Source organism: Kocuria sp. SM24M-10 (genome assembly GCF_001027955.1).
Classification (GTDB): Bacteria; Actinomycetota; Actinomycetes; order Actinomycetales; family Micrococcaceae; genus Kocuria; species Kocuria oceani.
Window position 1 is genome coordinate 1 of record NZ_LDNX01000092.1, and the last position, 26,354, is coordinate 26,354.

The window sequence follows — 26,354 nt, forward strand, 5'->3', positions numbered from 1 at the left end:
CCGGCGGTGGTCTATCCGCCCGACCCGCTGATCGTCCGGCGCGGCCGCGACGCCGTGGGCGACTGAGCCCCGGCCCGGCCGACGACGACGCCCGCGCCGGTCCTCGACACCGGCCGGCCGCCGAGACCGTCGAACGTCGGGGCCGGCCGGCTCCGCGGCAGCACCCGGATGGTGGCCGCTCAGGGGCGCACGCCCGGCCGTCCCCAGGCGCAGGGCCCCAGGATCTCCTCGGTCGGTCCCAGGTACTCCACCTCGGCCACGGACAGCAGGACACCGGGATTGTGCCCGTCCGTCTCGCAGCGCACCAGCACGAGCAGGTGCGACTCCGTCGGCGCGTACAGGGCGCACAGCACCGTCTCCCCGGCGCGCAGTCGCAGCCCGGGGCGGTCGGCGCGCATCCTGTAGCGGGACAGGCGGATCGGATCCCGGCGCCCCTGAGAGGCGCCGAGACCGGGCGTGTCGCCGCGGACAGCGGGAATGCGGAAAGGAGCGGTCATGGTTCGCTGCCTCCTGGCGGTCGAGCGCACCGCGATGCCGGATGGACCGCGGCGCCGGAAAGGGGGCGACGTCGTTGTCCACCCCCAGCGTAGGGGGCTGCGCCGGCACCCACGGCTCTGCGCCCAGGGTCATCCATCTGTTCATCGGACCGTCCGTTCCCGTTCCCCTCCCCGCCGGGGAGGCCCTCCGCACAGGCCTCCCGGTGCACCAGGAGCACGGGAAGGCGCGGACGCCGACCGCGGCGGTCCAGGCCGCCGACCCCCGCGCCCCACCCGCAGCACCGGCCCGCGGGACCGCTGCCCCGCCGTTCGCGTGGAGGCGACGACGCCGGTCGCGTGCGGTCGCGCGGCGTGTCGACGACGGGCACCCCGGCGCCACACGGTGGTCACCCCTGCCGGTCATCCCGTGGTCACCTGCAGGTCACCGGCGGGCCGCAAACTGGATCCGTGCCGGCACGAAGCCGGTGACCGCCTCACCTGGGCCGGGACGCCTGCGTTCTTCGTCGTCCGGGGGTCGCTGTCACCGAGGGCCGCTGTCACCGGGGCCCGGACGGGGGTGGGTCGCCGTGCAGTGCCGGCGTCTCAGGCTCGTGTCGCCTCGGCGGAGCTGCGGTGAAGCCGGTGATGCGGGCAGGAACGGGAAGCCGTTGGGTGGCCGGGGCAGGGGGATGCCATGACCGAGCAGGACATCGGAGCGCAGCGCCTGCGGACACTGTCCGTCGCCGTCCATGACACCGGACCGGCGCCGCAGCCGGTGACCGAGGCCCTGCTGCACCCCGCCGACCGGGTTATCCCCACGGGGGTGCCCGGTGCCCTGCCGACGATTCCCGGGAGGACCCGCCGGAACCGGCCGTGGCCGCCCCCGAACGGTGCCCGAGGACCGTGGGTGGGCGGCCACGGCCGGGACCGGCGCGTCCAGAGCGGGGGGGGCGGAGAGCATTACCTCGGCAGCGTTCGTCCTGCCCTGTCGCGGTTCGAGGTCCTGAGGTGAGTCCAGCCCTGCGGACCGGGGTCCGTCTGTTCGTGTTCACCACCCCGGCCGCCGTGGCGGTCCTGGCGGTGGCCACCGACACGCCGGCCGTCATGCTGCTGGTCGCGGTGCCCGGCGCGGTGGTGGCCGGTGTCCTCCTGCTGGAGCGCCGACGATCCCCTGTCCCCGCCGGCGATGCCGGCGGGGTGACAGCGACACCCGCTCGACCCGGCACCTGGTCCTCACTGTTCCCGGATCCGGAGGCTCCCATGTCCGATGACGTCATTTTCAACCCGGTCCAGGCCCGATCGCTGCGGCGTTCGCTCGCGACCACCGACCTCGCACTCCACCGGCTGTGGCTGCGCTATCTCGACCACGGCGGGGTCGTCGGGGAACTGGAGCTGGAGGCGTACCTGCACGAGCTCCTCCACCTGCCGGCCGTGGAGCGCGACCGGTTGATGCTCATTGCCACCACGATGCTGGATGCCCGCTGTCCTCCCTTCCTGCCCTGCACGAACGAGCTCCTGGGCATCGACCGGACCCCGGAGGACCGCGCAGACCGCCGAAACTGATAACTGCGCAGCCCTTCCCACCGGGATCTGCGGGCTCCGGCCCAGCGAGGGGACGGCAGGTGCCCACGTCCACGAGGGCCCCGTCGCCCCGCTCCTTCCCGTCGGCCCGCTCCTCCCCGTCGCTCCTGCCGATCGGCACGCACGCAGCCGCGGTGAGCTCCACCGGCCGGCGTGCTCCGGTCGAGCGCACGGCCACATCCTGGGGGTCATCCGATGAACGCTCACACCGTCCTGTCCACCGCGGAAGCGAGACTCCTCCGGGCCAAACGCGCCTACGCCAGAAAACTGCTCGGGCTCCTTGCCGATCCCCTGCGCCGCCTCCACCCCCAAGCCGTGCGGCTGACCGTCTACGCCGACCAGCGCACCGGCGAGTACTTCATCGGCGAGCTGCTGGATGCCCACGGCGAGACGGTCGCCTTCGATCCGGGCGGCGTCGTCGTCCCCCGCGCGGAACTCGAGGGACCCTTCGGGGAGCCGATCACCGTGGGCCCGCACACCGTGGCCGGTCTGCTGCACCGGGCCCTCGCCGCGCACGAAGGGCCGCTGACGAAACTGCTGCGGACCGAACAGCACTACATGGACCTGACCCAGGGCCGCTGAACCGCCTCCGGCCCAGGAGCGGACCGGACGGCTGGAGACCCGCCTGGACCGAGAGCGCAGGCGCCTGGACACGGTCCGCGCCCGGGGCGTGTGCCGGGGGCACGCCCCACCGGTACGGGCCGGCATCCCCGATACTGGACGCATGACCCCTGAGCGGCCCCCGTACACCGCGGTGATCTTCTCCAGCCGGCGAACGGCCTCCACTCCCGAGGACGCGTACGAGCAGATCGCTCAGCACATGGAGGAGCTGGCCCGCCGGCAACCCGGGTTCCTGTCGATGGAGAGCGCCCGCAACACGGATGGATTCGGCATCACGGTGTCCTACTGGGAGACCGCTCAGCACGCCCGGGCCTGGAAGCAGGTCACCGAGCACCTGGAGGCCCAGCGCCGCGGAGCCCGCGACTGGTACGCGGACTACACCGTGCGCGTGGCCACGGTCGAACGGCACTACGGGCCCGGGACCGGCAGCGCAGGACGCCGCTGAGCCGACCCCCTGTTCCGTGATGGAACCGGGCAGCTCGATCCGCAGAGGAAGTGTGCGAGGGGCGGAGCTCCGCCGCACCCCAACGGCCGGGCCGGCGCAGAGGATGACGGCCGGACCGCCCGCGAGAGTGCCGGCGGTGCGGTGCTCACCGAGCAGCAGCCGGGCCAGAGGCCGCCCAGCCCGGGCTGGACGGCGGTCACCGTAACCAACACCGTGAGCACTCCACGGCCGGAGCGACGGGCCACGTTGCCTTCGGATAACTCCGCATCGGAGACTCTCCGTTTCCGAGTGTTCCCGCCGTAGTCTCGTGCTATGACGCGTCAGCCGGAACAGGACCCGGTGGAGGACTCCGAGCGGCAGCGGCTCACCGCCCCGGAACTCTCCTGGGCAGTGCGCGCGCTGGTGCGTGCCGCCCAGGAGGTCGACCAGGAACTGGCCCGCCGACTCGAGCTGCGGCCCCTGGACTACTCGGCCCTCAACCACGTGATGAGCGGGTCCGTGCCGCTGGGTTCGGCCGAGCTGAGCGGACGCCTGGGCATCTCCACCGGCTCCGCCACGGAACTGGTGGACCGGCTCGAAGAGGCCGGCCACCTGCACCGAAGCCCCCATCCCAGTGACCGGCGCCGGAAGGTGCTCGAGCCCACCGACGCGGCCGTCGCCCGCACGCTGGGCGCCCTGCAGCCCCTGTTCGAGCGCCTCGACGCTCTCGTCGAGCAGTTCAGCCCCGAGGAGCAGGCCGTGATCGGACGCTACCTGCGCGCCGTCACCGCGCACTTCCACGACTTCGCCCGCGCCACCTCCGCACAGGACGATCCCGTCCCCCAGTCACCGAAGGACACCGCACCATGACCACCTCCACCGTCCGTTCCGCCCCGTCGGTTGCGGCCCCGGCCCGCCGCTATCGCTGGTGGCACGCCGCCGCGGTCGGTCTCGCCGCCAATGCCGTCAGCGCCCTGCCGAGGGGATTCAACGACGATGCCGCCACGGCCACGGCCGCACGCAACCGGGACGAGTTCCTCGGTCGGACACGGCGCCGGTGATGACGGGGCCGTTCGCCCGGACGGCCGGCACGTGGGGGCGGTGGGTGCTGCTGGCCACCGCGATGACCCAGGCCGCAAGCCCGGCCCTGTCCGGCTTCACCGGCGAGTCGGCCTCGGACCCGGTCATCGTTCCGCCGGGGCCGTTCTTCGGCATCTGGGGCATCATCGTCATCGGGTGCGTGGCCTCCGCGCTCTGGGGCCTGCCGCGAGAGCGAGCCGCCACGGCTCCCTATGCGCGGGTCCAATGGCCGGTGTCGCTGGCCCAGCTGGGCTTCACCGCCTGGCTCCTCGCAGCGGTGTCCTCCCCGGTCTGGTCGGTGCCGGTCTTCCTGCTCATGCTCGCCTGCCTCGGGGTCGCCCTGCGCATCGTCGTGACCACCCCCACCGGGCCGCTGACGAGGTGGCTGCTGGGCACCAGTGTCGGCCTCTACACCGGGTGGGCTGCCGCCGCGGTCTGGGTGAACACGGCCACCGTGCTGCCCGGCACCGCCCGGACGAACCCGGCGTACCTCGGGCTGCTCCTTCTGGGCGCGGTGATCAGCCTCGTCGTCGGTGCGGTGCTCTTCCGCGCCCATCCGGGATTCGTCGCCGCCGGCGCATGGGCTCTGCTGGGTGTGGTCGTCTCCACGAGTGCGGCCGGCGCCGGTGTCCTGGGCATCGTGGCCGGGGCGGGGCTGGCCGTGGTCGGGGCGGCGGCTGTCCTGGTCCGTCGCCGGCACGGGGAGCCGATGGCTGCGGCACGGTTCCCGCGCTGAGATCCGTGCGGCGGTGGGAGGGAGCGGACCCCGCCGCGCGGTGCCCATGCCCACGGCGCGACGGTGCCGATGGTGCTGCGCGATGCCGTCGGTGACCTCGCGGGGCGCCTGTCTGCCGCCGCGGCACCGTGGTCACCTCGTCATCGGCGCAGGCTGCCGCGGACGGTGGCGCTGATCAGGTCGACGAGGGCGCAGAGCACGATGAGGGCAAGGACGGTGCCGGCCATGGCGTCGAGGTCGAAGGCGACACGCTGGTCCTCCAGCAGTCGTCCGAGCCCTCCGGCTCCGACGATGCCGACGACGACGGTCTCGCGCACGGCGACCTCCCAGCGGTACAGACCGTAGGTGAGGAAGCGTCCACCGGCCTGGGGGACGACGGCGTATGCGAAGGCGCTCACCGTTGGTGCCCCGGTGGCCACGAGGTGGTCGTGGGATCGGCGGTCGAGATTCTCCACGACCTCGGCGCAGAGCCGGCCGAGGACGCCGAAGTTGTACACGCCCAGCGCCAGCGCCCCCGGCAGGGGGCCGGGCAGGAGCAGGAAGAGGAACAGCAGCGCCCAGATCGGGGGCGGCAGCGACCGGGTCAGCAGCAGCAGCCAGCGCGCGAGCATCCCGGCGGATCGGTGCGCCGGGGTGGTCCCGCCGCGGGCGGCCACGAAGGTCACGGCCACCGCGGCCACCGCGGCCACCGTGCCGGCCACCAGGGACATCTGCAGCGTGACCAGCGCTTCCTCCAGCAGACGGGACCATCCGCCCTCGGGCAGGCTCGGCGGGAGCATCTCGGCCACCAGACCCGCGAGCAGCTCCGCTGTCCGGAAGGAGAGCACCCGGGACAGGCTGGGACCCAGATGCACGAGGGCGGCGAGCACCAGCACGAGGACCGCCAACGCGGAGAGCCTGGAGCGGGCAACCCCACCGGCGCGCCGGAGACCGGAGCCCCACCGCTCCACCACTGCCCCGATCACGACGACGGTGTAGATCAGCGTCCACGCTTCGGCATGCCGGGAACCGGAGAAGCTCAGGACCAACTCGAAGCCCAGGCCCCCGGCACCGACCATGCCGAGGACGACCGCGGACCGCACCGCGCACTCGAACCGGTAGAACGCGTAGGACACCAGGTCCGGCAGCGCGGTCGGCAGCACCGCGTACAGCAGCGCCGGTCCCCGCCGGGCACCGGCCGCGCGCAACGCCGCATACGCATCACCGGCCGACTCGTCGATGATCTCCGCGTAGACCTTGGCCGTGATGGCCCCGAACGGGATGGCGATCGCCAGCACCCCCACCAGTGGATCCCGTCCCAGCACGCTCAGCAGCAGCAGCGCCCAGACGGCCTCGTGGACGCCCCGCGGCACCGCAGGGCGAGCCGGGTGAGCAGCCACCCGACGCGGCTCACCCTCCGGCGGGACCTCGCCCCCGTACCGGCGGCCCACCAGGTCTCGGAGACCAGCACCCCGACGACGAGGCCCACGACGACCGCGAGCAGGGTGCCCAGCACCGCGTACGACAGTGTGCTCAGCGCCGCGGACCCGGTCCTGAGCAGGAAGTCCGTCGACAGCTGGGGAGACAGCGCGGCGGCGAAGAACTCCGCGAACCGCGACCAGCCCGAGGTGTTGACGACCGGGCCGTCGGCGGCCAGCCAGCCGCCCAGCGACCACACCACCGCCAGCATCCACACGACGGCCCATCCCCGTCCGCCACCGGGCGGCCGCCACCGGCCGGCTCGGCCCCCGGCGTCACGGGCCACCGTCAGCCGGGTCGGGGCGCTCACGCCGCCGGGCCTCACGGGTTCGGGGCCAGGTCGTAGATCCGTGCCCGCGTGCCCTCGTCCACCTCCTCGACAGGAATGTCGAGGACCACCCGGCCACCGCGCAGGGCGATCACCCGATCGCAGTGGCGCACGGCCAGGTCGAAGTCGTGCAGGCTCACCACCAGGGTGCGCCGGTGGCCGGTGGGCTGCTCCAGCAGCCCGCAGAGCAGGCGCATCACGTCCTCGGCCCGCGCCGGGTCCAGGCTGGCGACCGGTTCGTCGGCCAGCACCAGCTCCGGGTCCTGCACCAGGAGCCGGGCCAGTGCCACCCGTTGCTGCTCGCCTCCGGAGAGCCGGTCGGTGCGCATGTGCAGGTCCGGGCCGATGCCCACCCGCTCGAGCGCGGTGCGCGCCTCGTCCACCTGCAGCGGTCGGACCAGGGAGCGCACGGCCCGCAGCCGGCCCCAGGAGCCCAGCCGCCCGGCGTTGACGTTGTGCACCACCGGCAGCGGCCCGACCAGGTGGAGCTGCTGATGCACCGAGCCGATCCTGGCCCGCAGCTTCCGCAGGGCACCGGGTGAGAGCGCCCTCGGTTCGACGCCGAGAACGTCCAGACGTCCCCGTGTGGGGACCACGGTGCCGTTGCCCAGTCCGAGCAGGGTGGACTTGCCCGCCCCGCTGGGCCCTACCAGGGCCACCCGCTCACCCCGGCGCACGGTCAGGTCCACCCCGTCCAGGGCCGGACGGTTCCCGTAGGCCACGCTCACACCCCGCAGCCGCAGCACGATCCCCGCCTGACCCGGGCCGGTCTCCCCGGGGGCGGTCACCCGGTCACGGCTCATCCGACCAGACCGAGGGTGCGAGCGATCTGCTCGATCCGGTCGTAGTCCCCCGGCTCGGCGGGGACGATCGCCCCCGCCCCGTACTGCTCCAGCAGCGCCGTCTCCTCGGCATCCGACCCGTCCACGTCCAGCAGCGCCTGCCGCAGCCTGTCGGTGAAGCCGCCGCCGAAGCGCTCCTCCAGGCCGGGCGCCCCGACCCAGTGGTAGTCGGCGTACGCCGGGGTCGTGAAGATCTCCTGCACCACGTCCGTGTCCACCGTTCCGGCCTCGGTGCGCGCCTCCCAGACCTGCAGGTTCACTGCCCCGGCCTGATAGCTGCCGGACTCCACCAGGTCGATCGTCAGATCGTGCGAGCCCGAGTAACCGGGCGCCCCGGCGAAGTCGGCCTCGGGGTCGACGCCGGCCTGACCGAGGAAGTACGCCGGCATCAGCCGGCCCGAGGTGGAGGACTCGCTGCCGAAGGTGAAGCGGGAGCCGGCCAGCTCCGCCAGGCCGGCGACGTCCTCTACCGGCTCCAGTCCCGCGTCCCGGTGGGCGATGACGACGCTGCGGAACCGTTCGTCGATGTCGCGCTGCGCGAGCACAGCCGCCCCCTCGGTGCGCAGCCGGGCCTGCACCCCGGTCAGGCCCCCGTAGAACACCACATCCAGGTCTCCGGTGCCGAACAGACTGACCGACGCCGCGTAGTCGCTGACCGGGACGTACTCCACCGCGACGTCGAGCTCATCAGCCAAGTACGCTGCCATCGCCTCCTCCCGCTCGGCCAGGTCGGAAGGATCCACGTCCGGGATCGCGCTGATGCGCAACGGGCCGGGCCCCTCCTCCACGCCGGCGGAAGCTCCGCACCCCGCCGCGCCCAGGACCACGGCCACACCGAGCGTCCCGGCGGACAGGGCACGGCACGTTCTCACCATCGACATGACCGCATCCTACGGTCCTCCCACGACCCGCCGGACCGAGGCTCCGCTGGAGCTGCCCCGAGAACGGGGTGGGACATTGGTCCTCGACGCCGCGTCACACCAGCACGTCCAGGTGCCGTGTCACGCGAAGCGCCGACTGCTGTGGACGTTCCGGGCGACATCCGGGCACACTGGCACTCCGACGTCGATGTCCTCCGGAGGTTTCCGTGCAGGTCCGTATCGCAGAGAGCATTGCCCTGGTCACCATCGGTGACGGTGTCATTGCCGCGCTCTTCCCGGCCCGTCATGCCGCCCGGTGGATGATCGGTCCCGACCCGGTGCGCCGGGTGGTGGCGAAGTTCGTCCAGCATCCCGGCCTGATGCGGGCCGCCGGGGTGGTGCAGATCGTTGCCGGGATCGCCTGGGTGGCGGCCCTGCCGCCGAAGCCACGGTGACCGTCCCACCAGGGGCACGGCCTGGCCGGATGTGCGTGGCGAGGCCGTGACGCCGACCGCTCGTCGGCAGCACACAGGGTCCGCGCCATGGCTTCTGGAACGCACCAGCGTTCGACAGACCCGCCCCTGTTCCGCATCCTCCCGGAGGAGGTGTGCCTCAGGGTCGGGACGGATCGGCGAAGATCGCCAGCAGTTCGCCCACTTCGTGGGCGGCGGTGGCCGGATGGCGGAAGTGCTGGTGGGCGTCCACGGTGTAGTGGCTGCGCCGGCCGACCCTGCGCCGGGTGAGGTAGGCCGCGTCCTCGAGGTCCTTGAGGATGGCCAGGGTCGCCCGCGGGGTGATGCCCACCCGGGCAGCGATATCGGCGACCCGGGCATCCTGGGACTCGGCCACGGCCAGCAGGACGTGGCCGTGGTTGGTCAGCAGCGTCCAGGCCGGGCGTTCTGATCCCCTCTGCTCCGGTGCGAGCGGACCGGGGGGCACGGCGGAGGGAGGGGGCGGGGTATCGGCGTCGGAGGCGCCGGTGTCGGAGATCATGCCGCGATTCTGCCTTTTCAGCACGGTGAATGGCACCAACCCGACCGGCGTCTGCGATCGGGTGCTGGAGGTGCCCGCTTCGTGGTCCCCCTCGGCTCTCGGACAGCGGCGGCACAGCGGCTTCAGCGCGGCCACCTCCTCCTCCGAGGCGGTGCGGAAGGGCGGGACGGGCGCGATCTTGACCGGACAGGTGAATTCTGCTTCACTTTTCGGTACAGGGAGGGGAGTATCCCACCGACGCCCCGTCGTCATCCCGACCCCCACAGGGTCCGGCGGGCGGACCCCGATGCGGGTCGGGACAGACCTCCGGTCACGTCGATCGGAGGGATTGTCATGAGTGCCCCTACATCCCGGACCCGGCGCCCCGGACGTCCGTGGGCCCTGGTCACCATGGTGGCAGGGTTCGTCGTGGCCGCGGGGTGCGTGATCGCCGTCGGCATCGTTTCCCTTTGGCTCAATCCGCTGCTGCAGTAGTCCTGTCACGCTCTCGTCCGGGCACGGTCCGCACACCGGCGTCCGCACACCACCCGGGTCGACACACGTGGAGCGGGGGCTCCGATGCGGCAACCGGCACCGGGCGCCGAGCCCCGGCCGGTGCGGTCTGTCGGCCAGGGCGACGATCCGGATGACGTGGCGTGCGGGGCCGGCTGCTCTATCGGCCGGAGCCGCCCCTGGGTGCGGCAGGTGACTAGAACCCCGCGCGGCCGGTGGAGGGGTCCTCACCCCGGCGCATCACGGGCAGGCCCTCGACCCGGTGGGCCAGAGCGCCCAGGCCGGTGCTGACCGAGCGCAGCACCGGTGCGCCGCGTCCCGGCCCACGGAGCACGGCTGCGTCGGCGACGTCCCGCAACCGGTCGAGGACCGACAGCGGGAGGGCCGCGATCACGTTGCCGGGCGGACGCCGGGCCACGACGGGGTGGGCGCGGGTGGGAGCGGTGCGGCGCAGCACCTCCCAGGCCAGGCCCAGCCCACGCAGCCGGGCCGGGCCCAGGAGCTGCTGCAGCCGGGGCAGCAGCTCGTCCTCCTCGTCGCGCACGTCCTTGCGCAGCACCTCGACCAGCCGGGCCAGCACCGCCTCCCGCTGCGGGTCATCGGCGTGAAGGGTCTCGAGGGCGGTGACGAGCTCGTTGACCTCCTGGTGCTCCTGCTCCACCTGCAGGGTCAGCTCGTGCCCGTCAGGCAGGACGCGGCGCATCACCGGCCACAGCACGGACTCCTCGGCGAAGGCGTGCGGGAACACCAGGCGGTAGATCCGCAGCAGCACCTGCCCCTGGGCGGCGGCCTCCGCCCCGTCCAGCTGCCGCAGCAGCCGGTCGAGCTCGATGTGGTCCTTCTGCTGGCGGGTCAGCACGCTCAGTCGCCCGCCGAGTTCGGCGACGGTCTGGTCGGCGATGGATCGCGTCATGACGACCTTTCAGGTAGTGCAGGCACGGGAGCGCCGGATCGAGGCCGCCGGCGCCGGGAGAGGTGCGGACACCGCCAGGGCCGCTCCCGCCGTGATGTGCTCCACGGACGACTCCTGCCTGACATGGTAAGCCTGCTGAGTCCGTTGTGGTTCTCCGGTGACGGTCCGGACGAGAACTCGGGCCGAGGAGTCCGGTGAGCACCAGCAGCGGGTCCGGGACGCTTCCGGCGAGACGGAGTTCCTGGCCGGCAGCGTGGCCGGGTGGGCACGTCCCGGCGCGCACGTCGCCGCGAGTGGCGGCCACCTCGGTCATGAGGGAACCGGCTGTCGCTCTGCCCGGGCCCGAGGCCGGGACCCTGCTGCGCGCGAGGCGCGGCGGAGTCGTCCGGGCCGTCCGCCCCGGTCAGGAGGCCCGCGCCAGGTGGACGCCCTGGCCCTTCCCCTACCCGGCGGGCGGATCGTTCCAGCCCAGCCATTCTGCCGCCTTGCGTGCGATGTCCAGCGGAACGGTGTGGGCGTCGTCGAACTTGAGGTAGGTGACGTCGTAGCCGGTCTGCTGCAGGGCCGGCACGAACCGTCTGCTGGTGCGGTCGATGGGCAGGACCGGGTCCGTCACCCCGTGGGAGATCAGGATCCGGGGCTGTCCCCGGCGGGCAGCGGACGGTATGAAGCCCGGGGAGAAAGCGATGACGTGGCCGAACAGGTCCCCGTTGGCCAGCCCCGGGCCCAGCGCGTAGGAAGCGCCGTCGGAGAACCCGGCGATACCGATCCGCTCTGGATCCACCGCCACGGCGTCGAACGCGCGGTGCGGTGCGCGGTCGATGACATCGATGTCAGGACCGAAGCCGTCGCGGACACCGTCCCACGTCGAGCCCCGCGAGACCGGAACGAGGACGGCGGTCCTGTACTGGTCGGCGATCGTCTGCAGCACGGCCAGGCTGCCCGTCCGGAGTCCACCGGCCCCGGGCCGGAGCCCGGAGCCCGGGAACGGCGACAGCGCCGACGAGCGCCCAACAGCCTCCGGCAGTTCCTGCAGAGTCGAGCACGAGACGAGGCCCGGACCTGCCGAGGGAGGGAACAAGGGCCTACTGCGGACGGGTCGCCGCGCCGTCGAGCCACAGGGTGTCCGTCCGGTCGCGGTGGGTCCCCGTGCTCCCGACGTGCTTGGCGCTGATGCCGGGACCCTCGGTGATGACGTGGACCAGCGCCATGGCGTGGCCACGGCCGATGCCGTAGTCCTCTCTGAGCCACTCGATGATCGGGGTCGCCCTGGTCGATGCGTCGAACCCGCGCTCGTGCGCCAGGTCGACCAGCTGCCGCGGCGTCAGCCTCGTCTTCGCTTCGATGCTGTCCAGATAGGCCTGGAAGGACATGCGGCCACCTTCGACTTCCGGCGCCGTTGTTCGGCGCGCTCCGGGGTGATCAGTCTGGGTTCCGTCGTCCATGTGGTCAAGAAGGCCGAGGCCGGCCCCCGTCTCGTCGGCGCGGCGCTCCCGGAGACGCTCCGTGGCAGATCCCCCGGCGGCACACTCCCCTGCCCCCGCTCTGCCTCATCTGCCGATGACTCTGGTCAGCCACCCCAGCAGAGGCACGACGCTGAGGACATCCAGCACGCGGTCCAGAAGATGCCCCATTCTCCACCACCCACTCGGATTCTGCGGCGGGTCCTGTCTGGTCCTGGTCATGGACTGCTCCCTTCCTGCCCGACGACGGACGCGGCCGACGGCTCCTGCCCCACCGTTCCCGATGGCTCCGCCGGGTCGGCGCAGGACAGCCCGGGCACCGGAACAGCATTCGCGGATCTCTGCCGCCCCGGGTACGACGACCGTGCCCACCGCAGGCTCCGCTTCCGGCACCGAGTGGACCCGGGGGTGGATTCCGGTTCGTCCTGTGGCGTCGCCCGGTTTCCCTCGGACGGGTTCCGGCGCCGCCCCCTCATCCTGAGGTCTGTCAGGGACCTGGGTGTCCTGCCCACCAGGCCGGCGCCGATGATCCTGTCCGCGCCGGGCACAGCGGCCAGCTTCAGCGCAGTACGGCGCAGCCGGAGCCGCAGCCGCGAGGAGGGCAGGAACCACTGCGCGCTGCGGCGGCCGGCCTCCTGCTTCGCCTGGACGACCGGCTTCCAGGCCTGCTCGTAGCGGGACAGGGCGTCCTCGACCGGGCCCCCGGCCGTCAGCTGCTCGCCGAGGACATAGGCTCCGGCGACCGCCAGCGAGGCACCCTGACCCGCGAGCAGGGAGACGGCCTGACAGGCATCACCGAGCAGGACGACGCGGCCGTGATGCCATTGCGGCACCTCGACCTGGGCGACCAGGTCGTAGAACAGGTCGCACGGCGGCGGACAGGCCGCCAGCGCCCGGGGTGCGACCCAGCCGGGTGAGGAGTAGGCGCGTCGCATCGCGGCGCGGGTGTCCGCGGGGATCACCGCGACCGGGTCGCGGTGAACGGCGAACGCGGCGACCCGTCCGTCGCGCAGCCCGTAGAACCCCATCGCACGGTCGACCGTGTCGGTCAGAGCGTAGCTGCTGCCGATACGTCGCCGGATCACGGGGTCGTCGAAGACGTAGGCCGCCGTGTGGAAGCCCAGGTAGCGGAAGAACTGCGCTTCGTCCCCGAAGACCATCTGACGGATCGAGGAGTGGATGCCGTCCGCGCCGACCAGCAGATCGACCTCCATGACGGTGCTGTCGGTCAGGACCACACGGACGCCGGCCGGCAGGAGGTCCAGGGACCCGACCGTGCACCCGAACCGCAGCTCGGCCTCCGGTGCGACCTGCTCGCGCAGGGCCCGTTCCAGATCGGGCCGCATCAGGGTCAACAGCCGCCCGTCGACCAGCCGGGCGGCGCGCACGTAGTCGATGCCGGCGCGGCGCCGCCCCGAGGCATCGACGTAGGACACCTCCTCGATCGGGTAGGCGAGCTCGCGCAGCCGCGGCAGCAGACCCATCGCCTCGGCCGCGTCGTAGCCCAGGCCGAAGAAGTCGATCATGTACCCCTGCTCCCGGGGGCGTGGCGCTCGCTCCACCACGGTGACCGCCCATCCGTGGGCGCTCAGCCGCTGCGCCAGCGCGAGACCGGCGATGCCGGCTCCGCAGATCAAGGCTCTCATCATCCCTCGCCCCCCTTTCCCAGCGTCCCGCTCGGAGGGTCACCCAGCAGCCGGCGCAGCACCGGCGCGACCTCCTCGGGAGTCATCGTCGGCTGCAGGGCCCGGTGCAGCATCACACCGTCCAGCGTTGCGACCAGCACGGCGGCCGTCGCGGCGGGCGCCGGCGTGCCCCTCGTGTCGAGCCAGGCGGCCACGGCGGCGCGCACTTCGTCGAGCATCCGGCTGAGCTCCACCCGCAGCTGGGGGTCCCGGGTCGCCGCGAGGTAGGCCTCGACGAACAGCAAGGACGTCGGGTCCGTCCCGTCGAAGTCGTCGAAGGACGCGAGTAGTCGCCCGAGCGCCTCGTCCCCGGATTCCGCCTCGGAGAGCATGGGCGGGACCGCAGCCAGCACGTCTCCCATCACCTGGACGACGGTCTGCCGGAGAAGCGACGGCACCGATCCGAAGTGGTAGTGCACCAGCCCAGGGGCCACGCCGGCCCTCCGTGCCACGACCCGGGTGCTCACCCCGCGCCAGCCCAGCTGGGGGATCAGCTCCGCGGCGGCCGCCAGCAGCCGCCGGCGGACCTCGACACCGCGCGCGGACGAGGTCGACGAACCCATGGCCTCCACCTTCGGTTGGGCACCTGCCTTGGTCAGTTGCCCAAATTCTAGCCACGCCGGGGACGAGTCGGAGCGGTGCGGATTCTCCCCCCCTGCTCGACGGTCTGCTCACCGCACTCCGGGAGCTCCCGGCGGCCGAGATCCACGTGCCGCGCAGGCGGGTCCGTCGTCCGCCTGACCACGAGGACCTCACCGATCCGGCCGGGACCCACCCCGTCACGCTCGACCGTCACCGCGAAGCGGTGACCGAACTCGAGGACCGCGACGCACCCTGAAGCAGACGGTGCTGCGCCCGGCACCGAGGTGACATCGGTGCCGGGCGCAGCCACGGTTCTGACGGCCGGTCGGCCTCAGCCGCCGAGGCCGGCTCGATGGGCGGTTCCCACCTGATCGACCTTGCGGTGGAAGCGCATCCCGGCCATCCCACCCAGCACCGCCCCGATCAGCGGGACCAGCGCGGCGATGACCAGGGCGATGATCCCCCCGGTCGTCAGGGCTCCCTCGCCGATCGGGATCCGGGGGAAGCCGTTGAGCTGAGCCAGGACGTTGAACTGGGATCCGGCCAGCGCGCCGAGCACCGCCAGCACGATGGCGATCAGGAGGGCCCACAGCCACACGGCGATCCCCTGCTTGGCCCCGTCGAAACGCGCCATGCGCCCGGCCACGTACCCGCCGCAGAAGTAGGCGATGAGCAGGATCAGTGCCAGCACGATGCCGCTGACGATCCCCACCGTGGTCGCGTCCTGGGCGGCCTGCTGGGCGACCTGACCCGGATCCGTGTTGGTGGCCACTCCCACTCCGGCCCCGATGGCCGAGAGCAGCGCGGTGAGCAGCACCGCCATGCCGGTGGCGGTGAGCCAGCCGAAGAACGCCGAGCCGAACTTCATGCCGCCGTACTCTTCTCGTTCGGCGGCCACGACGTCGTTGCGCCGCCCCCTGGGGGTGGTGGCTCCGGAGAAGTTCTGATCCGTCATGGTGTCCTCCTGAGAATCGTGTCCACGGCGCGCCGGGCACGACGCGCACCGGCCCACCGGTCGTGCTCCACGCCGAGCCGATCGAATGATCAGCGTGCTTAATACCTTTCCCGGGTTCCGTGCCGGGCGCAACCGCTCAGGGAGAGATGCCGAACATCATCAGGCCACGTCACAGCCCGATCCGCCCACCGAGGTCGCGCCGGTTGAGACCGACGTCGGAGGGGTTGGCCCTGTGCCCACCGGCCCGGCTCGGAGGGTGGACACTGCGGTGAGACAGGCCCCGGTCATTCCCCCGGGCACTGGCGCTGGGCGGAGGCCGGGAAGTCGGGGATCGGCCGGGCCTGGGCCTCCTGGAGCGTCTCGGCGACGCCGTTGGCCTCGATGTCGGCGATCAGCCAGTCCATCTCGTCGATCTCCCGCCGCTGGGCCTCGCTGATCTCCACCGCCAGTTGGCACACCCGCACATCGGCCAGCTCGGCGCGCTCGGAGCGGGTGATCGCCAAGGAGTGGTGCGGGATCATCGAGCTCATGTACGCGGTGTCCTGCACCGTGGTCTGGCTGCGGTCCAGGAACGCCCCACCGCCCAACATCAGGAGTCCGACCACGACCACGGCCACGTTGGCCTTGGTGTTCTGGTACATGTTCAGCATCCAGGCGAGCATGACCAGGACCATGGTCCCACCCATGGTCAGGGTCATGAACAGCCGGTTCTCGCTCCAGCGCACGTGACTCCACTCCCAGGAGCCGATGAACATGGTCGCGTACATCACCACCATGGCCGTGAGGATCATGGCCGCAAAGCGCCAGTACATCTTCAGGCCCCCGTGGGGCGAGCGTCCGTTCTGCTGATCGCCCTCGTGCTGGTCCTGGCCGTGCTGGTTGTGCTCCTGCTGGTGCTCGTGGTTCCGGTCGTTGCTGGTGCTGGGCACGGGTCCCCTCCGTTCTGCCGGTGCTGGATCGGTCGCGGCAACGTGGCGCCGCCGGCCGTGACGTACTACCGACGGTAGACCTCTGGTCCCTTCCGGTGGGCCGGAGGCGATGAAGATTCTGCGAAGAAGCGTCCTCCCTCCTCCGGTGAACGGGCGGGAGCGTGCGTCAGTGCTCGGCGTTCCGATCCTCGCTGCGGGCGCGGCGCCGTTCCAGGGTCCGGGTCCGGTGGAAGCGCTCCAGCTGCGCCAGAAGCTGTTCGTGCGTGGCCTGGTGGCGGCGGGCGTGGCGGCGGATCTCCCAGGGGTAGTAGAACGGCTGGGAGGCGATCCGCTCGTCGGTGCGCCAGGTGCCGTCGAGGAGGTAGCGCGCCACCGTGTTGGCGAAGGCGAGGATCGGCACCGCGAACAGCGCCCCGGCGATGCCGTAGAGGATCGACCCGGTGGCCACGGCCAGGAACACGGCCAGCGGGTGCAGGGACACCGCCTTGCCCAGGATCAGCGGCTGCAGCACGTTGCCCTCCAGCTGCTGGACGAGGACCACCACGCCCAGCATCAGCAGCGCGTTCGTCGTCCCGTTGGCCACCAGCGCCACCAGCACCGCCACCGCCCCGGTGGCCACCGCCCCCACGATGGGGATGAAGGAGCCCAGGAACACCAGGATCCCGATCGGCAGGGCCAGGGGCACCCCGAGCACGGCGGCCCCGGTGCCGATGCCCACCGCGTCGATGGCGGCCACCAGTCCCTGGGCGCGGGCGTACTGGACCAGGGCCTCCCAGCCGTTGCGTCCCGCGCCGTTGACCGCCCGGCGGGCCGGCAGCGGGAAGAGCCCGACGACGAACAGCCAGATCCGCTCCCCGTCGGCCAACAGGAACAGCAGGGTGAAGAGCAGGACGAGGATGCCGGTGAGCACGTGCCCGGCCGTGGCCCCGAAGGACAGTGCCCCGTCGAGCAGGGCCTCGCTGTTGTCCTGGACCGTGGCCCCGAGGTCGGTGACCCAGGCCTCCAGGTTTCCCGTGCCGAAGTTCAGGGGGGTGTCCTGCAGCCGGTCCAGCAGCTCCCCGGTGCCGGCCACCACGCTGCCGGAGAGCTCGGCGAAGCCGACCACGATCTGCTGGCCCGCCAGCACGAGCATTCCCACGACGAAGCCCACCAGTCCCAGCACGGTGGCACCGGCGGCCGCCCCGGCCGGCACCCGGTGGCTGCGCGCCCACTTCGTCAGGGGAAAGAGCAGACCCGCCAGCAGGCCCGCCAGCAGCACCGGGACGACGACCACCGTGACCGTGGAGAGCAGATAGCCGGCCACGCCCACGGCCGCGGCCACGACCAGCACCCGCCAGGACCAGGCCGCGGCCACCCGCACCGGCACGGGCACCGCTGCTGCGGCACTGCCGTGCGCTGAGGGCAGCTCACGTTCTGGCCCCGGTTCGGCGGGGCGCTGCGCGCCGTGAGCGGTCGAGGCCATGGGTCGATCCTGACACGGTCATCGCTCAGCAGCCCCACGGGGCGCTGAACTCGGGGTGCATGTGCGGGGCCGGGCCCCGGCCGGCCGGGCCTCCGGTCCGGGAATGCCCGCCCCATGGTGGTGGTCGACGTCGGCCGGGAGTCACTCCTGCTCGAGGATCTCCCCGCGGGTGGCCATGAGGTAGGGCTCGCCCACGTAGTCGGCGTAGAGCTCGTCCTCCAGGTCGATGCCCAGCTCGTCCTCGGTGGCGGCGATGTCGAAGTCCTGGGCGACCGTGCCGGTCACCTGCACCACCTGCCCGTCGTCCAGGGGCGGGATCTCCTGCTCCTCGACGATCAGCAGCGGGTCCACCGCGGTGCCGGAGGCCCCGGCAATGACGAACGTGTCGGTCGACAGCGTCTCGGTCACCTCCGCCGAGAGGGTCACCTCCTGACCGGCGTAGGTCTCGCTCTCGTCGTAGAAATCCTGGTCGTAGTTGCCGATGAACGTGTCCCCTGCCGTCGGGTTGTTGTCCGGGGCGGGCGATGACTCCAGGACCTCGCCCTCGGAGACGTCTTCCACGTCCGTGCCCTCCTCAGGGCCCTCGGTGTTGCATCCGGCCAGCCCGAGTCCGGCGACGGCGACGATGCCGGCGGCCATCGCCCGGGTGCTGCGTCGGTCTCGTGTCCTCATGGTGCGCCTCCTGCGGTGCGGTCGTTCTCGCCGAGGGCCTGCTCGAGCTGCGCCCACGGCCTGATGCCCATCGACCCTAAGGAAGCTGTTCATCCCTTTGCAAGGAGCACCCGGCCCTTCTGCGCGTCTTCCGACCGCGCCGTGAGCAGATCGTTATGCCTGGCCGGCGCGCCCGGGACCACACACCCCTCCGGCCGATGCTCCCCCGATCACCGTCGTGGGCCGCGGGCTCACCGTGCCCGCCAGCTCCTCGAGCGCAGGGGCCGGCGCTGCTCTAGTTGCTCACGGCCGGGGCGTCGGTGACGTGACGGGTGTCCAGCAGCTGGGTCACGGCGAAGGCGGCGATGTCACCGGCGGCCGCGCAGCACCCCAGGTCGTCGCGGCCGAAGTAGCCCACGTACTTCAGCCCCGGCCCCCGGCCGCCGGTGTGGCGCAGGAACCGCACGAGCGTCCAGTCCAGCCCCGTGCCGGTGACCAGGGCCATCATCTGCTGCATCCGGTGCTGCACCCGCGGGTGCACCACCCGGAGGTAGGCCCGGTGGACACGGACCCGGGCGGTCGGGCGCTCGCTCGGGCACAGCCCGACGGCGGGGCTGCCCAGGCCGATGTACCGGCGCACCCCGTGCCGGGCCATCGCGGCCACCACGACCCCGGTGCCCTCCACCAGGTGGGCACCGTGCCGGGTCAGCCGAGGATCGAGGGCGTTGACCACCGCCTCCCCCCACCCCACGGCGGCGCCGACGGCCACCGGGTCGGTGAGCCGCCCGGTGCTCAGCCGCACCCGCGGCCCCCAGGCGACCGGCACCGTGGTGGGGTCGGTGACGAAGACCCGCACCGTGTAGCCCCGGCACAGCAGCTCCTCCACGACCTGGCGGCCGATGTCGTTCTCGGCCCCGAAAACGCTCACCCGCATGAGGTCCCCCGATCCCTCGATCATGCACACCTCGTGGGCCCAGGCTAGACGCCCCGGAGCCCCACAGGACCTGGCAACAGCGTGGCAACACCCTGGAAGCAGCACGAGGACCGCCTCCCGCCGCTGCCACCGAGCCCACAGGCTGGTCAGCGCCCAGTACGCCTTTCCCGACGCCGAGGAGAGCGCCGGCGCGGAGGTCACCGGCACCCTGGCAATGGACTTCCAGGGTCGTGTCGACCAGGACGACGTGGACGAGGTAGCCGGCTGCTGCGACCGGCACATCGGCCGGTCCTCCTCGGACCAGGCCGGTCTCGGCGCCGAGCAGTCCTGCGCGGGTGACGACCGGGGCGGGTCAGGCCCGGTGCAGCTCGATGGTCAGCAGCTGGGGCGGGGCGTTGATCCGCACCGGGGCCAGGCTGAAGCCGATCCCGCAGGTCACGAACATCTCGTTGCCCTCAGCCCCGTAGTCGGGCGGGGCGAAGCCGTCGGCGACGATCTCCTCCTCCTCGGTCAGCCCCAGATAGGACCACCGGGACAGCAGCGGCACCGCGATCTGGCCGCAGTGGGTGTGCCCGGCCACCGCCATCGGGGCGGCACCGGCGGGCAGCTCCGGGAACGTGGTGGGGTCGTGCATCATCACCAGCCGCGGGGCGGCCTCCGGCACGCCGTCGAAGGCCTCCTGGGGCGCGGCCTTCCCGACCGACGACGGCCCGATCCCGACCATGAACAACCCGGGGCCGGGAGCGGCGCCGGGCACCGGGACGGCCTCGTTGGCCAGCACCTCGATGCCGTGCTCCTCGAAGGCGGTGGTGAGCTCCTCCACGGCACCGACGGCGTAGTCGTGGTTGCCCATCACCGCGTACACCGGGATTCCGGCCCCGGTCAGCGGGTCCAGCAGTCGGGTGACGTCCTGCACGCGCTCATCGAGGTCGGCCTCGCTCCGGTAGACGAAGTCCCCGGGCAGCAGCACCGCTTCCGGGTCGGCGGCCACGGTGGTCTCCACGACGCGTTCGATCATTCCGGTGTTGTCCCACCACATGCCGACCTGCAGGTCGGAGAACACCATCACCTCAGCGCCCTCCCACCCCGGACCCAGCCCGGGGATGCGGGCCTGGATGCGCTCCTCGTCGAGAAACAGCCGCGGCTCGACCGCCACCCCGTACCCGGTCACGAGCAGTCCGAGGACGGCCAGCACGGCCACGATCCCGGTCAACCAGGACCTGACACGGCTGTGCCGGTGCCGCCGGCCCTCGTCGGCGTGCGCGGAGGAGTTCATCGACATCCTTTCTGCTGTGGACCGCACACCGATGGGCACCACCGGCGCCGGCAGGCACCACCTCGGCGGCCGGATCTCTCGTCCCCCAAGCTGGCGACCACGCCGCGACGGGCCGGGCCGGGCCGGGCCGGGGCCATGGTCACCGTCGTCGAACGGGTGCCCGGTTCGCTCGACCCGAACGGGAACCCTCCCCACCTCACCGGTGGGGAGGGTTCCGTATCCCCCCGGGGATCAGGGGTCCTGCTCGATGACCTGGACGTCCTCGGCGACCACGCCGAGGTCGAGCTCACGCTCGACCAGGTAGGACGTCTCGCTCTCGTCGAAGTCGACTCCCCAGCCGGTCTCGATGTCGGTCTCCAGGATCTGGCGGACCGTGCCGGTGACCTGGACCATGTCCCCGTCCTGGATGTCCTCGGCGGACGCGTTCACGCCCACCACGGGGGTTTCGTCCTCACCGACGGTGAAGAGGTTCGGGCCGAGGATCTCGGTGACCTCGTTCTGCATCGTGACCGTCTCGTTGAGAATGGCGGCCTCCGCGGTGGGACCCGCCTCCTGGGCCTCCTGGACCGGCGTCTCCTCGGCACAACCGACCATCAGCGCCGAGGCGACAGCCGCCGCGGCCGGCAGAGCGAACATTGTTTTCTTCGATCTGGTCGACATGATGTTCTCCGTTCGACTCGATGGTTTTCTGCTGGTCATTCCAACGTAGGAGCTCAGCCTCCTCCGTATCTCCGAAACCCGTCACACGGGCATAACGAAGTCCTGGACACCAGGTGGACATCACGTCACCGGACCCACCATGGACGCCCCACCGGGGCGGGTGCCCCAGGGGGGGGGTGCTGCTGGGCGGTGTTGTCGAGATGCTTCTCGAATCGGGGTCCGGACGGCCACTCCGCCGACTGGGTCCGAGACGGTCCCGGCTGCTGCATCGATCACGGTGCCGGCGCCCCCGCCACGGGAGCATTGCGGCGGCACCGTGAGCCGGTCGTCGTCCAGGCGTGGACTCGGAACTGCTGGCGCTTCGTCGGGTTGGCTACGCTCTGCGGGTCTCGCGGGCCGTACTCGCCAGGAACGGACGCCCCGCAATGTCAGCCCGGACTCCGAGCGGTGCCGCCCGCGACCTGCTCCCCCATCTGCTGCTGGACCCCGAGGACATCGTCGAGTTGCTCAACGAGTTCACCGCCACCCTGGCCCGCCGCCCGGCCCCCGAGGGCACCGACGTCTGGTGCGGGGTCACCCTGTTGCGTGCACGCGAAGGAACCACGGTGGCTTCTTCCAGCCCCGAGGCCGAAGCCCTGGACGAGACCCAGAACCGGTTCCGCAACTGCCCCTGCTTGACCACGATCCGAGAGCACACCGTGGTGCGTGTCGGTGATGTGGCCGCCGACTCCCGGTGGGCCGTCTCCAGCCACCGCAACACCAAGCTGCGCGACGTGGCCGCGGAACTGGTCGCCACCGTGGGCACAGGTCCGGCCACCACCCACTTCGACACCTGACCCCGTCCAGCACCCGGTGCTTCCGCCCCGACCTGCCGGTAAGGCTGTGCCACTGTGGATGCCTCCGGAGGAGATCCCACGCCGGCGACGTGGCAGGAACCCTCCACCACAGGCGTCGGCCACGGGGCGCCCCGGTGGGCCGGGAAGGGGCGGTGCACCCATCGGGCGGGCGGTGGGACCGGCTGGTGCCGCTGCGATGTCTGCCCATATAGTCAGTACGGTGATCATCAAGTCGAGGTGCCTTCGTGCCTGAGTGGCTGCTCGCCGGTGGCGCCGGCCTCGTCGCGGGGGCCGCGTTGCTGCTGGGCGCGATGATCGCCTGGTTCGTCCGGGTGCCGGCCCAGGTGATCGCGGTGGTGATGGCTTTCGGGTCCGGGGTGCTGATCTCCGCGCTGTCCTTCGAGCTGGTGGAGGAAGCCGTGGAGCGCGGCGGGCTGGGACCCACCGCGTGGGGGTTCCTGGTCGGGGCGGTCGCCTACGTGGCCCTCAACGTCCTGCTGGCCCGGCAGGGAGCCCAGCACCGGAAGCGCTCCGGGGATCAGCAGCCCTCTTCGTCCGAGCAGTCCGGCAGCGGCGGGGCGATCGCGATCGGGGCGCTGCTGGACGGGGTGCCCGAATCCATGGTGCTGGGACTGAGCCTGCTCACCGGGGGCGGTCTGAGCCTGCCGATGTTCGCCGCGGTGTTCATCTCCAACGTCCCGGAGGGGCTCTCCAGCAGCGCCGGGATGAAGAACGCCGGGCGCGGGCCCGGGTACGTGTTCGGCATCTGGGGGGCGATCGCGGTGGCTTCGGGCCTGGCGGCCCTGGCCGGCTACCTGCTGCTGGACGGGGCTCCACCGGCCACGCTGGCCTTCGTCAACGCCCTGGCGGCCGGGGCGATCCTGGCGATGATCACCGACACCATGATCCCCGAGGCCTTCGAGAAGGCAGCCCTGTACTCCGGGCTGATCGCCACCCTGGGCTTCCTGGCGGCCTTCAGCCTCCACACCCTGGGCTGAACGGCGACATCCCCGGACCGAAGGCCGGCGGGACGTCGTGGGTGGTCGGGGAACGATCCGGGGCCGGCGGGGCAGCCGCCGGCCCGTCTTCCCCGGCCGGCCCGTCGGCCACCCCGGCCGCGTCAGGAACACCGTCGCCTTCGGACCCGGACTCCGCAGCCCGTGTGACCGACGTCGACGACGTCGTCACCCGGGAACCCGGCTCGCAGACGACCGAGCCGTTGCCCGAGGACTTCGACTACTCCAACACCAACTACATCCTGCTGGGGATGGTGACCGAGCAGGTCACCGGGCAGCCGGTCGGGGAGGTCTTCGAGGAGCAGAGCTTCGCCCCCCTCGGACTCGACGAGACCACTTGGTCCGGGGAGTCCATCGAGCTGCCGGAGCCCTACGCGCAGGGTTTCACCCTGCCGGGCGACACCGCGACTCCCGAGGCCCCGGCTCACGCCTCCCACGGGAACCCCTCCTGGGGCTCCACCGCCCGGGCTCTGATCTCGGACGTGGAGGACCTGCTCGTCCACGGCCGCGCCATGGGCACCGCACACGGAATGCTGGAGCCGCAGACCCTGCGCCACCCCGGCCACACGGATCCTCGCCGGGGTCTCCACGGCCTTGGGCCAGACCTTCGCACCCGACCCGGAACGCCGACCGGCACACACCACGTCCTCACAGGTCACCGATCCCGTGCCGGCGGCGAAACCCGGCGCGGGCGGCAATGCTCGCTCGCGGCGCGACAGCAGTCCGCGCCGTGACGACGTGCCTGCACGCTCCGGCACCGCTGCGCACGAGGCTTCACCGCCCGTCCTGCCGACTGCGGGCGCCGGACGACCTCGCGATCCCCTGGGTCAGGGCGAGCTCCGGGTCCGGGAGGGCATCCGCGGGGGTGGGGGCACGGCCCAGGGGGCGGAACGAGCTGGGCCACGCATGCGCTGGTACCGGCGGCGGTTCAGCCGGCTGACCCGATCGGCCGTGCTCTCCTTCGGGGAGACGGGATCGGGTCCCAGCACCGGGTCCTCGCCGAATTGGTAGCGGGTCGTCCACACCTGCAGGACCGACCAGGCGACGGCGGTCAGCGGCACCGCCAGCACCGCTCCGGCGACCCCGGCGAGCACGCTCCCTGCGGCGAGGGCCAGCAGCACCACCAGTCCGTGCAGGCGCAGCGTGTGACCCAGCACCACGGGGTGCAGGAAGTAGCCCTCGAGGTGATTGACGACCACCACGATCAGGACGACGATCAGCGCTGCGACCGGACCATGGGTCACCAGCGCCACCAGCGCGGCCAGTGTTCCGGCAACCAGCGCGCCGACGATGGGCACGAAGGCGGTGAGGAACACGATGACCGTCAGCGGGACGATCAGGGGCACGCCCAGCGCCCAGAGCCCGATCCCGATGAAGGCGGCGTCGACGGTGGCGATCAGGGCGATGCCGTGCACGTAGGAGCCCAGGATGCTGACCACCCGGTCCCCGGACTCGGCGAGTCCGGCCCGGGTGTTCCCGGCGAACCAGCGCAGCACGAAGTTCCACAGCCGCGGGCCGTCCTTGAGGAAGAAGAACAGGACGACGACCATCAGCACGGTGCCGGTCAGCACCTCGGAAGCGACCGTCACACCGCTCAGAGCGCTCTGCCGCGTACCGGCGCTGGCCAGGTAGTCCCGCAGCTGCGCCAGGGCCGCGTTGACCGTGCCCGCGTCCACCGGCAGCGGCCCGGCCGCGAGCAGCTGCTGCAGGTGCTCCCAGCCGGTGGTGGACGCGGTCACGAGGTCGTCGAGCTGTCCGCGCACGCCCAGCACCGCTCCGGTGACGATCCCGCCCATGACGCCGAGCAGGCCCACGAAGACGGTGACGGCCGCCCCGGTGCCGCCCCACCCGTGGCGGGTCAACCGAACCACCAGCGGGCGGACCGCGCAGGCGAGGATGAGCGCGATCAACGCCGCCAGGACGACGACCCTCAGCGCCAGGAGCGCGTAGAGGACCATCGCGGCCACGGCCGTGATGGCCAGCAGCTGCACGGCCCGGGCCCCGGCCCGGCCCAGCCCGTCGGCCCACGGGGACACCGTCTGTGGCGCAGGAGGCGACGGTGCACCGGCGGAGGCCGTTCCCGGAGGCAGGAGCGCGCGGGGCGAAAATTCCGCCTCGTGGCGCTCCGACTGGTGGCGAACAGCGAGAAAGTGCGGAAAGGTGCGCACAGGGACCACTTCCTCCGGCCGGTGGACGCCGACGCGGCTCATCGTACGCCTGCCGGCGGAGATAGGACCCCGGCGTCCTGGACCCGACGGCGGTCGTCGCCACACGCCCCTGGCGACTGTCCCGGCGGCGGCACCACGTCCTGCCGAGGCCGCCGAGAGCCTCCGGCACAGAGGCGCCGCGCACCCGTGGACGAGCTCCACCGGCGCCCGCCGGGGTCCGGTCTAATCGACGAGGAACCGGCCGATGGCCAGGAACCGCAGCGCGTCCGCGGTCAGGAACAGGCCCACCAGGCCCAGTGCGATGCCGAGCAGCCGATGGGCCAGCGGGCCCAGGCGCTGCTGTGCGGCCGTCACGAGACGCACCATGGCGGTGTGCCTCTTGGCCAGGACGGCGACGAGGAGCAGGGCCAACGGCAGCTGGGAGATGGCGGCCCAGAGGATCCATCCGGTGCCGACCAGCCACTGGGGTTGACTGCCTGCGGTGGTCACGAAGATCTCGAACGGCACGTCGAACACGACGATGCCGATGAATCCGAGGGCAGTGAGGTACAGACCCGCCACGTTGGGAGGACGCCGGGTCGAGCCCCTCGCGTCGTGACGGTGTCGGACCAGGTGGTGCGCGGCATAACCGAGCAGCCCCGCACCCACGGCCAGTTCGATCCAGGCCGCTGTGGCCCCGTCGCGGAGCAGTACGTGCCAGTCCACCCGGGACAGCCGCGAACCGATCAGTGCGGTCACTCCGATCCCGCAGGCCGCGGTTCCCGAGATCAGCAGGGCTCCGAAGCCCAGCACGTGCCGGTGGGGAATCCCGGAGCCCAGCGCGGCGGCCCCGATCAGGGCGGGGCCGGGGTCGAAGCCGCCCAGGCCGGTCGCGGCCGCTGCTCCCAGAAAGCTCCAGAGGTCCACCGCTTGCCCTTCCACCGCCGCGCCGGC

30 protein-coding genes are annotated in these 26,354 nt (G+C 72.2%); 10 read left to right on the forward strand and 20 right to left on the reverse strand.

Features of this window, described 5'->3' with window-relative positions:
• Positions 1–179 precede the first annotated feature (179 nt).
• The gene (locus ABL57_RS10240) at positions 180–497 is read right to left on the reverse strand and encodes a hypothetical protein (protein WP_047803373.1); all 318 of its coding nucleotides are present in this window, start codon (positions 495–497) and stop codon (positions 180–182) included.
• 987 nt (positions 498–1,484) lie between these two features.
• On the opposite strand from ABL57_RS10240, the gene ABL57_RS20730 reads away from it, so the two are divergent.
• The 6 genes from ABL57_RS20730 to ABL57_RS21830 all read left to right on the forward strand — a co-directional run bounded on the left by ABL57_RS20730 (position 1,485) and on the right by ABL57_RS21830 (position 4,918).
• Positions 1,485–2,039 carry a hypothetical protein gene (locus ABL57_RS20730; RefSeq protein WP_053004881.1) on the forward strand — a complete coding sequence of 185 codons (555 nt, stop codon included), beginning with the start codon at positions 1,485–1,487 and terminating at the stop codon, positions 2,037–2,039.
• 213 nt (positions 2,040–2,252) lie between these two features.
• Complete coding sequence (locus ABL57_RS10255; protein WP_047803375.1) at positions 2,253–2,639, forward strand: hypothetical protein; 387 nt, start codon at positions 2,253–2,255, stop codon at positions 2,637–2,639.
• Between the two features lie 142 nt (positions 2,640–2,781).
• Positions 2,782–3,123, forward strand: coding sequence for an antibiotic biosynthesis monooxygenase (locus ABL57_RS10260; RefSeq protein WP_047803376.1), 342 nt, complete (start codon positions 2,782–2,784; stop codon positions 3,121–3,123).
• 312 nt (positions 3,124–3,435) lie between these two features.
• On the forward strand, positions 3,436–3,972 hold the full coding sequence (locus ABL57_RS10265; protein ID WP_082157365.1) for a MarR family winged helix-turn-helix transcriptional regulator: 537 nt from the start codon (positions 3,436–3,438) through the stop codon (positions 3,970–3,972).
• Entirely contained in the window at positions 3,969–4,163 is a 195-nt protein-coding gene (locus ABL57_RS10270) for a hypothetical protein (protein ID WP_047803378.1), read from the forward strand. The genes ABL57_RS10265 and ABL57_RS10270 overlap by 4 nt, the downstream gene beginning before the upstream one ends.
• On the forward strand, positions 4,163–4,918 hold the full coding sequence (locus ABL57_RS21830) for a hypothetical protein (RefSeq protein WP_047803379.1): 756 nt from the start codon (positions 4,163–4,165) through the stop codon (positions 4,916–4,918). Before ABL57_RS10270 ends, ABL57_RS21830 begins: the two co-directional genes overlap by 1 nt.
• A 140-nt stretch (positions 4,919–5,058) precedes the next feature.
• Here ABL57_RS21830 and ABL57_RS10280 read toward each other — a convergent pair whose 3' ends face one another.
• The 4 genes from ABL57_RS10280 to ABL57_RS10290 are packed head-to-tail and all read right to left on the reverse strand — an operon-like array spanning position 5,059 to position 8,427.
• Positions 5,059–6,270 carry an ABC transporter permease subunit gene (locus ABL57_RS10280; RefSeq protein WP_053004882.1) on the reverse strand — a complete coding sequence of 404 codons (1,212 nt, stop codon included), beginning with the start codon at positions 6,268–6,270 and terminating at the stop codon, positions 5,059–5,061.
• Complete coding sequence (locus ABL57_RS22310; protein ID WP_160310787.1) at positions 6,225–6,686, reverse strand: hypothetical protein; 462 nt, start codon at positions 6,684–6,686, stop codon at positions 6,225–6,227. The genes ABL57_RS10280 and ABL57_RS22310 overlap by 46 nt, the downstream gene beginning before the upstream one ends.
• Before the next feature lie 11 nt (positions 6,687–6,697).
• Positions 6,698–7,507 carry a phosphonate ABC transporter ATP-binding protein gene (locus ABL57_RS10285; RefSeq protein ID WP_047803380.1) on the reverse strand — a complete coding sequence of 270 codons (810 nt, stop codon included), beginning with the start codon at positions 7,505–7,507 and terminating at the stop codon, positions 6,698–6,700.
• A complete protein-coding gene (locus ABL57_RS10290; RefSeq protein WP_203225595.1) occupies positions 7,504–8,427 on the reverse strand; it encodes a putative selenate ABC transporter substrate-binding protein in 924 nt (307 codons plus the stop codon). The genes ABL57_RS10285 and ABL57_RS10290 overlap by 4 nt, the downstream gene beginning before the upstream one ends.
• A 206-nt stretch (positions 8,428–8,633) precedes the next feature.
• Here ABL57_RS10290 and ABL57_RS10295 point away from each other — a divergent pair, with 206 nt between their 5' ends.
• Positions 8,634–8,861 carry a hypothetical protein gene (locus tag ABL57_RS10295; RefSeq protein WP_047803381.1) on the forward strand — a complete coding sequence of 76 codons (228 nt, stop codon included), beginning with the start codon at positions 8,634–8,636 and terminating at the stop codon, positions 8,859–8,861.
• 157 nt (positions 8,862–9,018) lie between these two features.
• Here the strand turns inward: ABL57_RS10295 and ABL57_RS10300 are convergent, their stop codons facing one another.
• The 13 genes from ABL57_RS10300 to ABL57_RS10360 form a co-directional block, all read right to left on the reverse strand.
• A complete protein-coding gene (locus tag ABL57_RS10300; protein WP_371212476.1) occupies positions 9,019–9,399 on the reverse strand; it encodes a helix-turn-helix transcriptional regulator in 381 nt (126 codons plus the stop codon).
• A gap of 688 nt (positions 9,400–10,087) precedes the next feature.
• Positions 10,088–10,804 (reverse strand): hemerythrin domain-containing protein, encoded by a 717-nt coding sequence (locus ABL57_RS10305; RefSeq protein ID WP_047803382.1) that lies wholly within the window; start codon positions 10,802–10,804, stop codon positions 10,088–10,090.
• Between the two features lie 442 nt (positions 10,805–11,246).
• Positions 11,247–11,735, reverse strand: a complete 489-nt coding sequence (locus ABL57_RS10310) for an alpha/beta hydrolase (protein WP_053004884.1) — start codon at positions 11,733–11,735, stop codon at positions 11,247–11,249.
• Between the two features lie 154 nt (positions 11,736–11,889).
• Positions 11,890–12,177, reverse strand: coding sequence for a DUF4287 domain-containing protein (locus tag ABL57_RS10315; RefSeq protein ID WP_047803384.1), 288 nt, complete (start codon positions 12,175–12,177; stop codon positions 11,890–11,892).
• A gap of 308 nt (positions 12,178–12,485) precedes the next feature.
• Entirely contained in the window at positions 12,486–13,916 is a 1,431-nt protein-coding gene (locus ABL57_RS10320; RefSeq protein ID WP_238986031.1) for an FAD-dependent monooxygenase, read from the reverse strand.
• Positions 13,913–14,515, reverse strand: a complete 603-nt coding sequence (locus tag ABL57_RS10325) for a TetR/AcrR family transcriptional regulator (RefSeq protein ID WP_047803385.1) — start codon at positions 14,513–14,515, stop codon at positions 13,913–13,915. Before ABL57_RS10325 ends, ABL57_RS10320 begins: the two co-directional genes overlap by 4 nt.
• A gap of 350 nt (positions 14,516–14,865) precedes the next feature.
• Positions 14,866–15,489: a hypothetical protein gene (locus ABL57_RS10330; protein WP_047803386.1), complete on the reverse strand. Its 624-nt coding sequence runs from the start codon at positions 15,487–15,489 to the stop codon at positions 14,866–14,868.
• A 284-nt stretch (positions 15,490–15,773) separates the two neighbouring features.
• Positions 15,774–16,418: a DUF305 domain-containing protein gene (locus ABL57_RS10335; protein WP_238986032.1), complete on the reverse strand. Its 645-nt coding sequence runs from the start codon at positions 16,416–16,418 to the stop codon at positions 15,774–15,776.
• 166 nt (positions 16,419–16,584) lie between these two features.
• Positions 16,585–17,880 carry an AI-2E family transporter gene (locus ABL57_RS10340; protein ID WP_047803387.1) on the reverse strand — a complete coding sequence of 432 codons (1,296 nt, stop codon included), beginning with the start codon at positions 17,878–17,880 and terminating at the stop codon, positions 16,585–16,587.
• A gap of 141 nt (positions 17,881–18,021) precedes the next feature.
• A complete protein-coding gene (locus ABL57_RS22315; protein ID WP_160310788.1) occupies positions 18,022–18,552 on the reverse strand; it encodes a hypothetical protein in 531 nt (176 codons plus the stop codon).
• Between the two features lie 274 nt (positions 18,553–18,826).
• Positions 18,827–19,489: an NAD(P)-dependent oxidoreductase gene (locus ABL57_RS10350; protein WP_053004886.1), complete on the reverse strand. Its 663-nt coding sequence runs from the start codon at positions 19,487–19,489 to the stop codon at positions 18,827–18,829.
• A gap of 328 nt (positions 19,490–19,817) precedes the next feature.
• A complete protein-coding gene (locus tag ABL57_RS10355; RefSeq protein WP_047803389.1) occupies positions 19,818–20,741 on the reverse strand; it encodes a metallophosphoesterase in 924 nt (307 codons plus the stop codon).
• A 231-nt stretch (positions 20,742–20,972) separates the two neighbouring features.
• Positions 20,973–21,401 carry a hypothetical protein gene (locus ABL57_RS10360; protein WP_139318504.1) on the reverse strand — a complete coding sequence of 143 codons (429 nt, stop codon included), beginning with the start codon at positions 21,399–21,401 and terminating at the stop codon, positions 20,973–20,975.
• Between the two features lie 425 nt (positions 21,402–21,826).
• Here ABL57_RS10360 and ABL57_RS10365 point away from each other — a divergent pair, with 425 nt between their 5' ends.
• The 3 genes from ABL57_RS10365 to ABL57_RS10375 all read left to right on the forward strand — a co-directional run bounded on the left by ABL57_RS10365 (position 21,827) and on the right by ABL57_RS10375 (position 23,987).
• Entirely contained in the window at positions 21,827–22,237 is a 411-nt protein-coding gene (locus ABL57_RS10365; protein ID WP_053004887.1) for a hypothetical protein, read from the forward strand.
• 245 nt (positions 22,238–22,482) lie between these two features.
• Positions 22,483–23,235: a ZIP family metal transporter gene (locus ABL57_RS10370; protein ID WP_047803391.1), complete on the forward strand. Its 753-nt coding sequence runs from the start codon at positions 22,483–22,485 to the stop codon at positions 23,233–23,235.
• Positions 23,236–23,399: 164 nt separating this feature from the next.
• Positions 23,400–23,987 (forward strand): serine hydrolase, encoded by a 588-nt coding sequence (locus tag ABL57_RS10375; RefSeq protein WP_053004888.1) that lies wholly within the window; start codon positions 23,400–23,402, stop codon positions 23,985–23,987.
• 93 nt (positions 23,988–24,080) lie between these two features.
• On the opposite strand, the gene ABL57_RS10380 is transcribed toward ABL57_RS10375, so the two are convergent.
• Together ABL57_RS10380 and ABL57_RS10385 are read right to left on the reverse strand one after the other, a co-directional pair.
• The gene (locus ABL57_RS10380; RefSeq protein ID WP_238986033.1) at positions 24,081–25,289 is read right to left on the reverse strand and encodes an AI-2E family transporter; all 1,209 of its coding nucleotides are present in this window, start codon (positions 25,287–25,289) and stop codon (positions 24,081–24,083) included.
• A 354-nt stretch (positions 25,290–25,643) separates the two neighbouring features.
• Complete coding sequence (locus ABL57_RS10385; protein WP_047803392.1) at positions 25,644–26,327, reverse strand: hypothetical protein; 684 nt, start codon at positions 26,325–26,327, stop codon at positions 25,644–25,646.
• Positions 26,328–26,354: the final 27 nt, after the last annotated feature.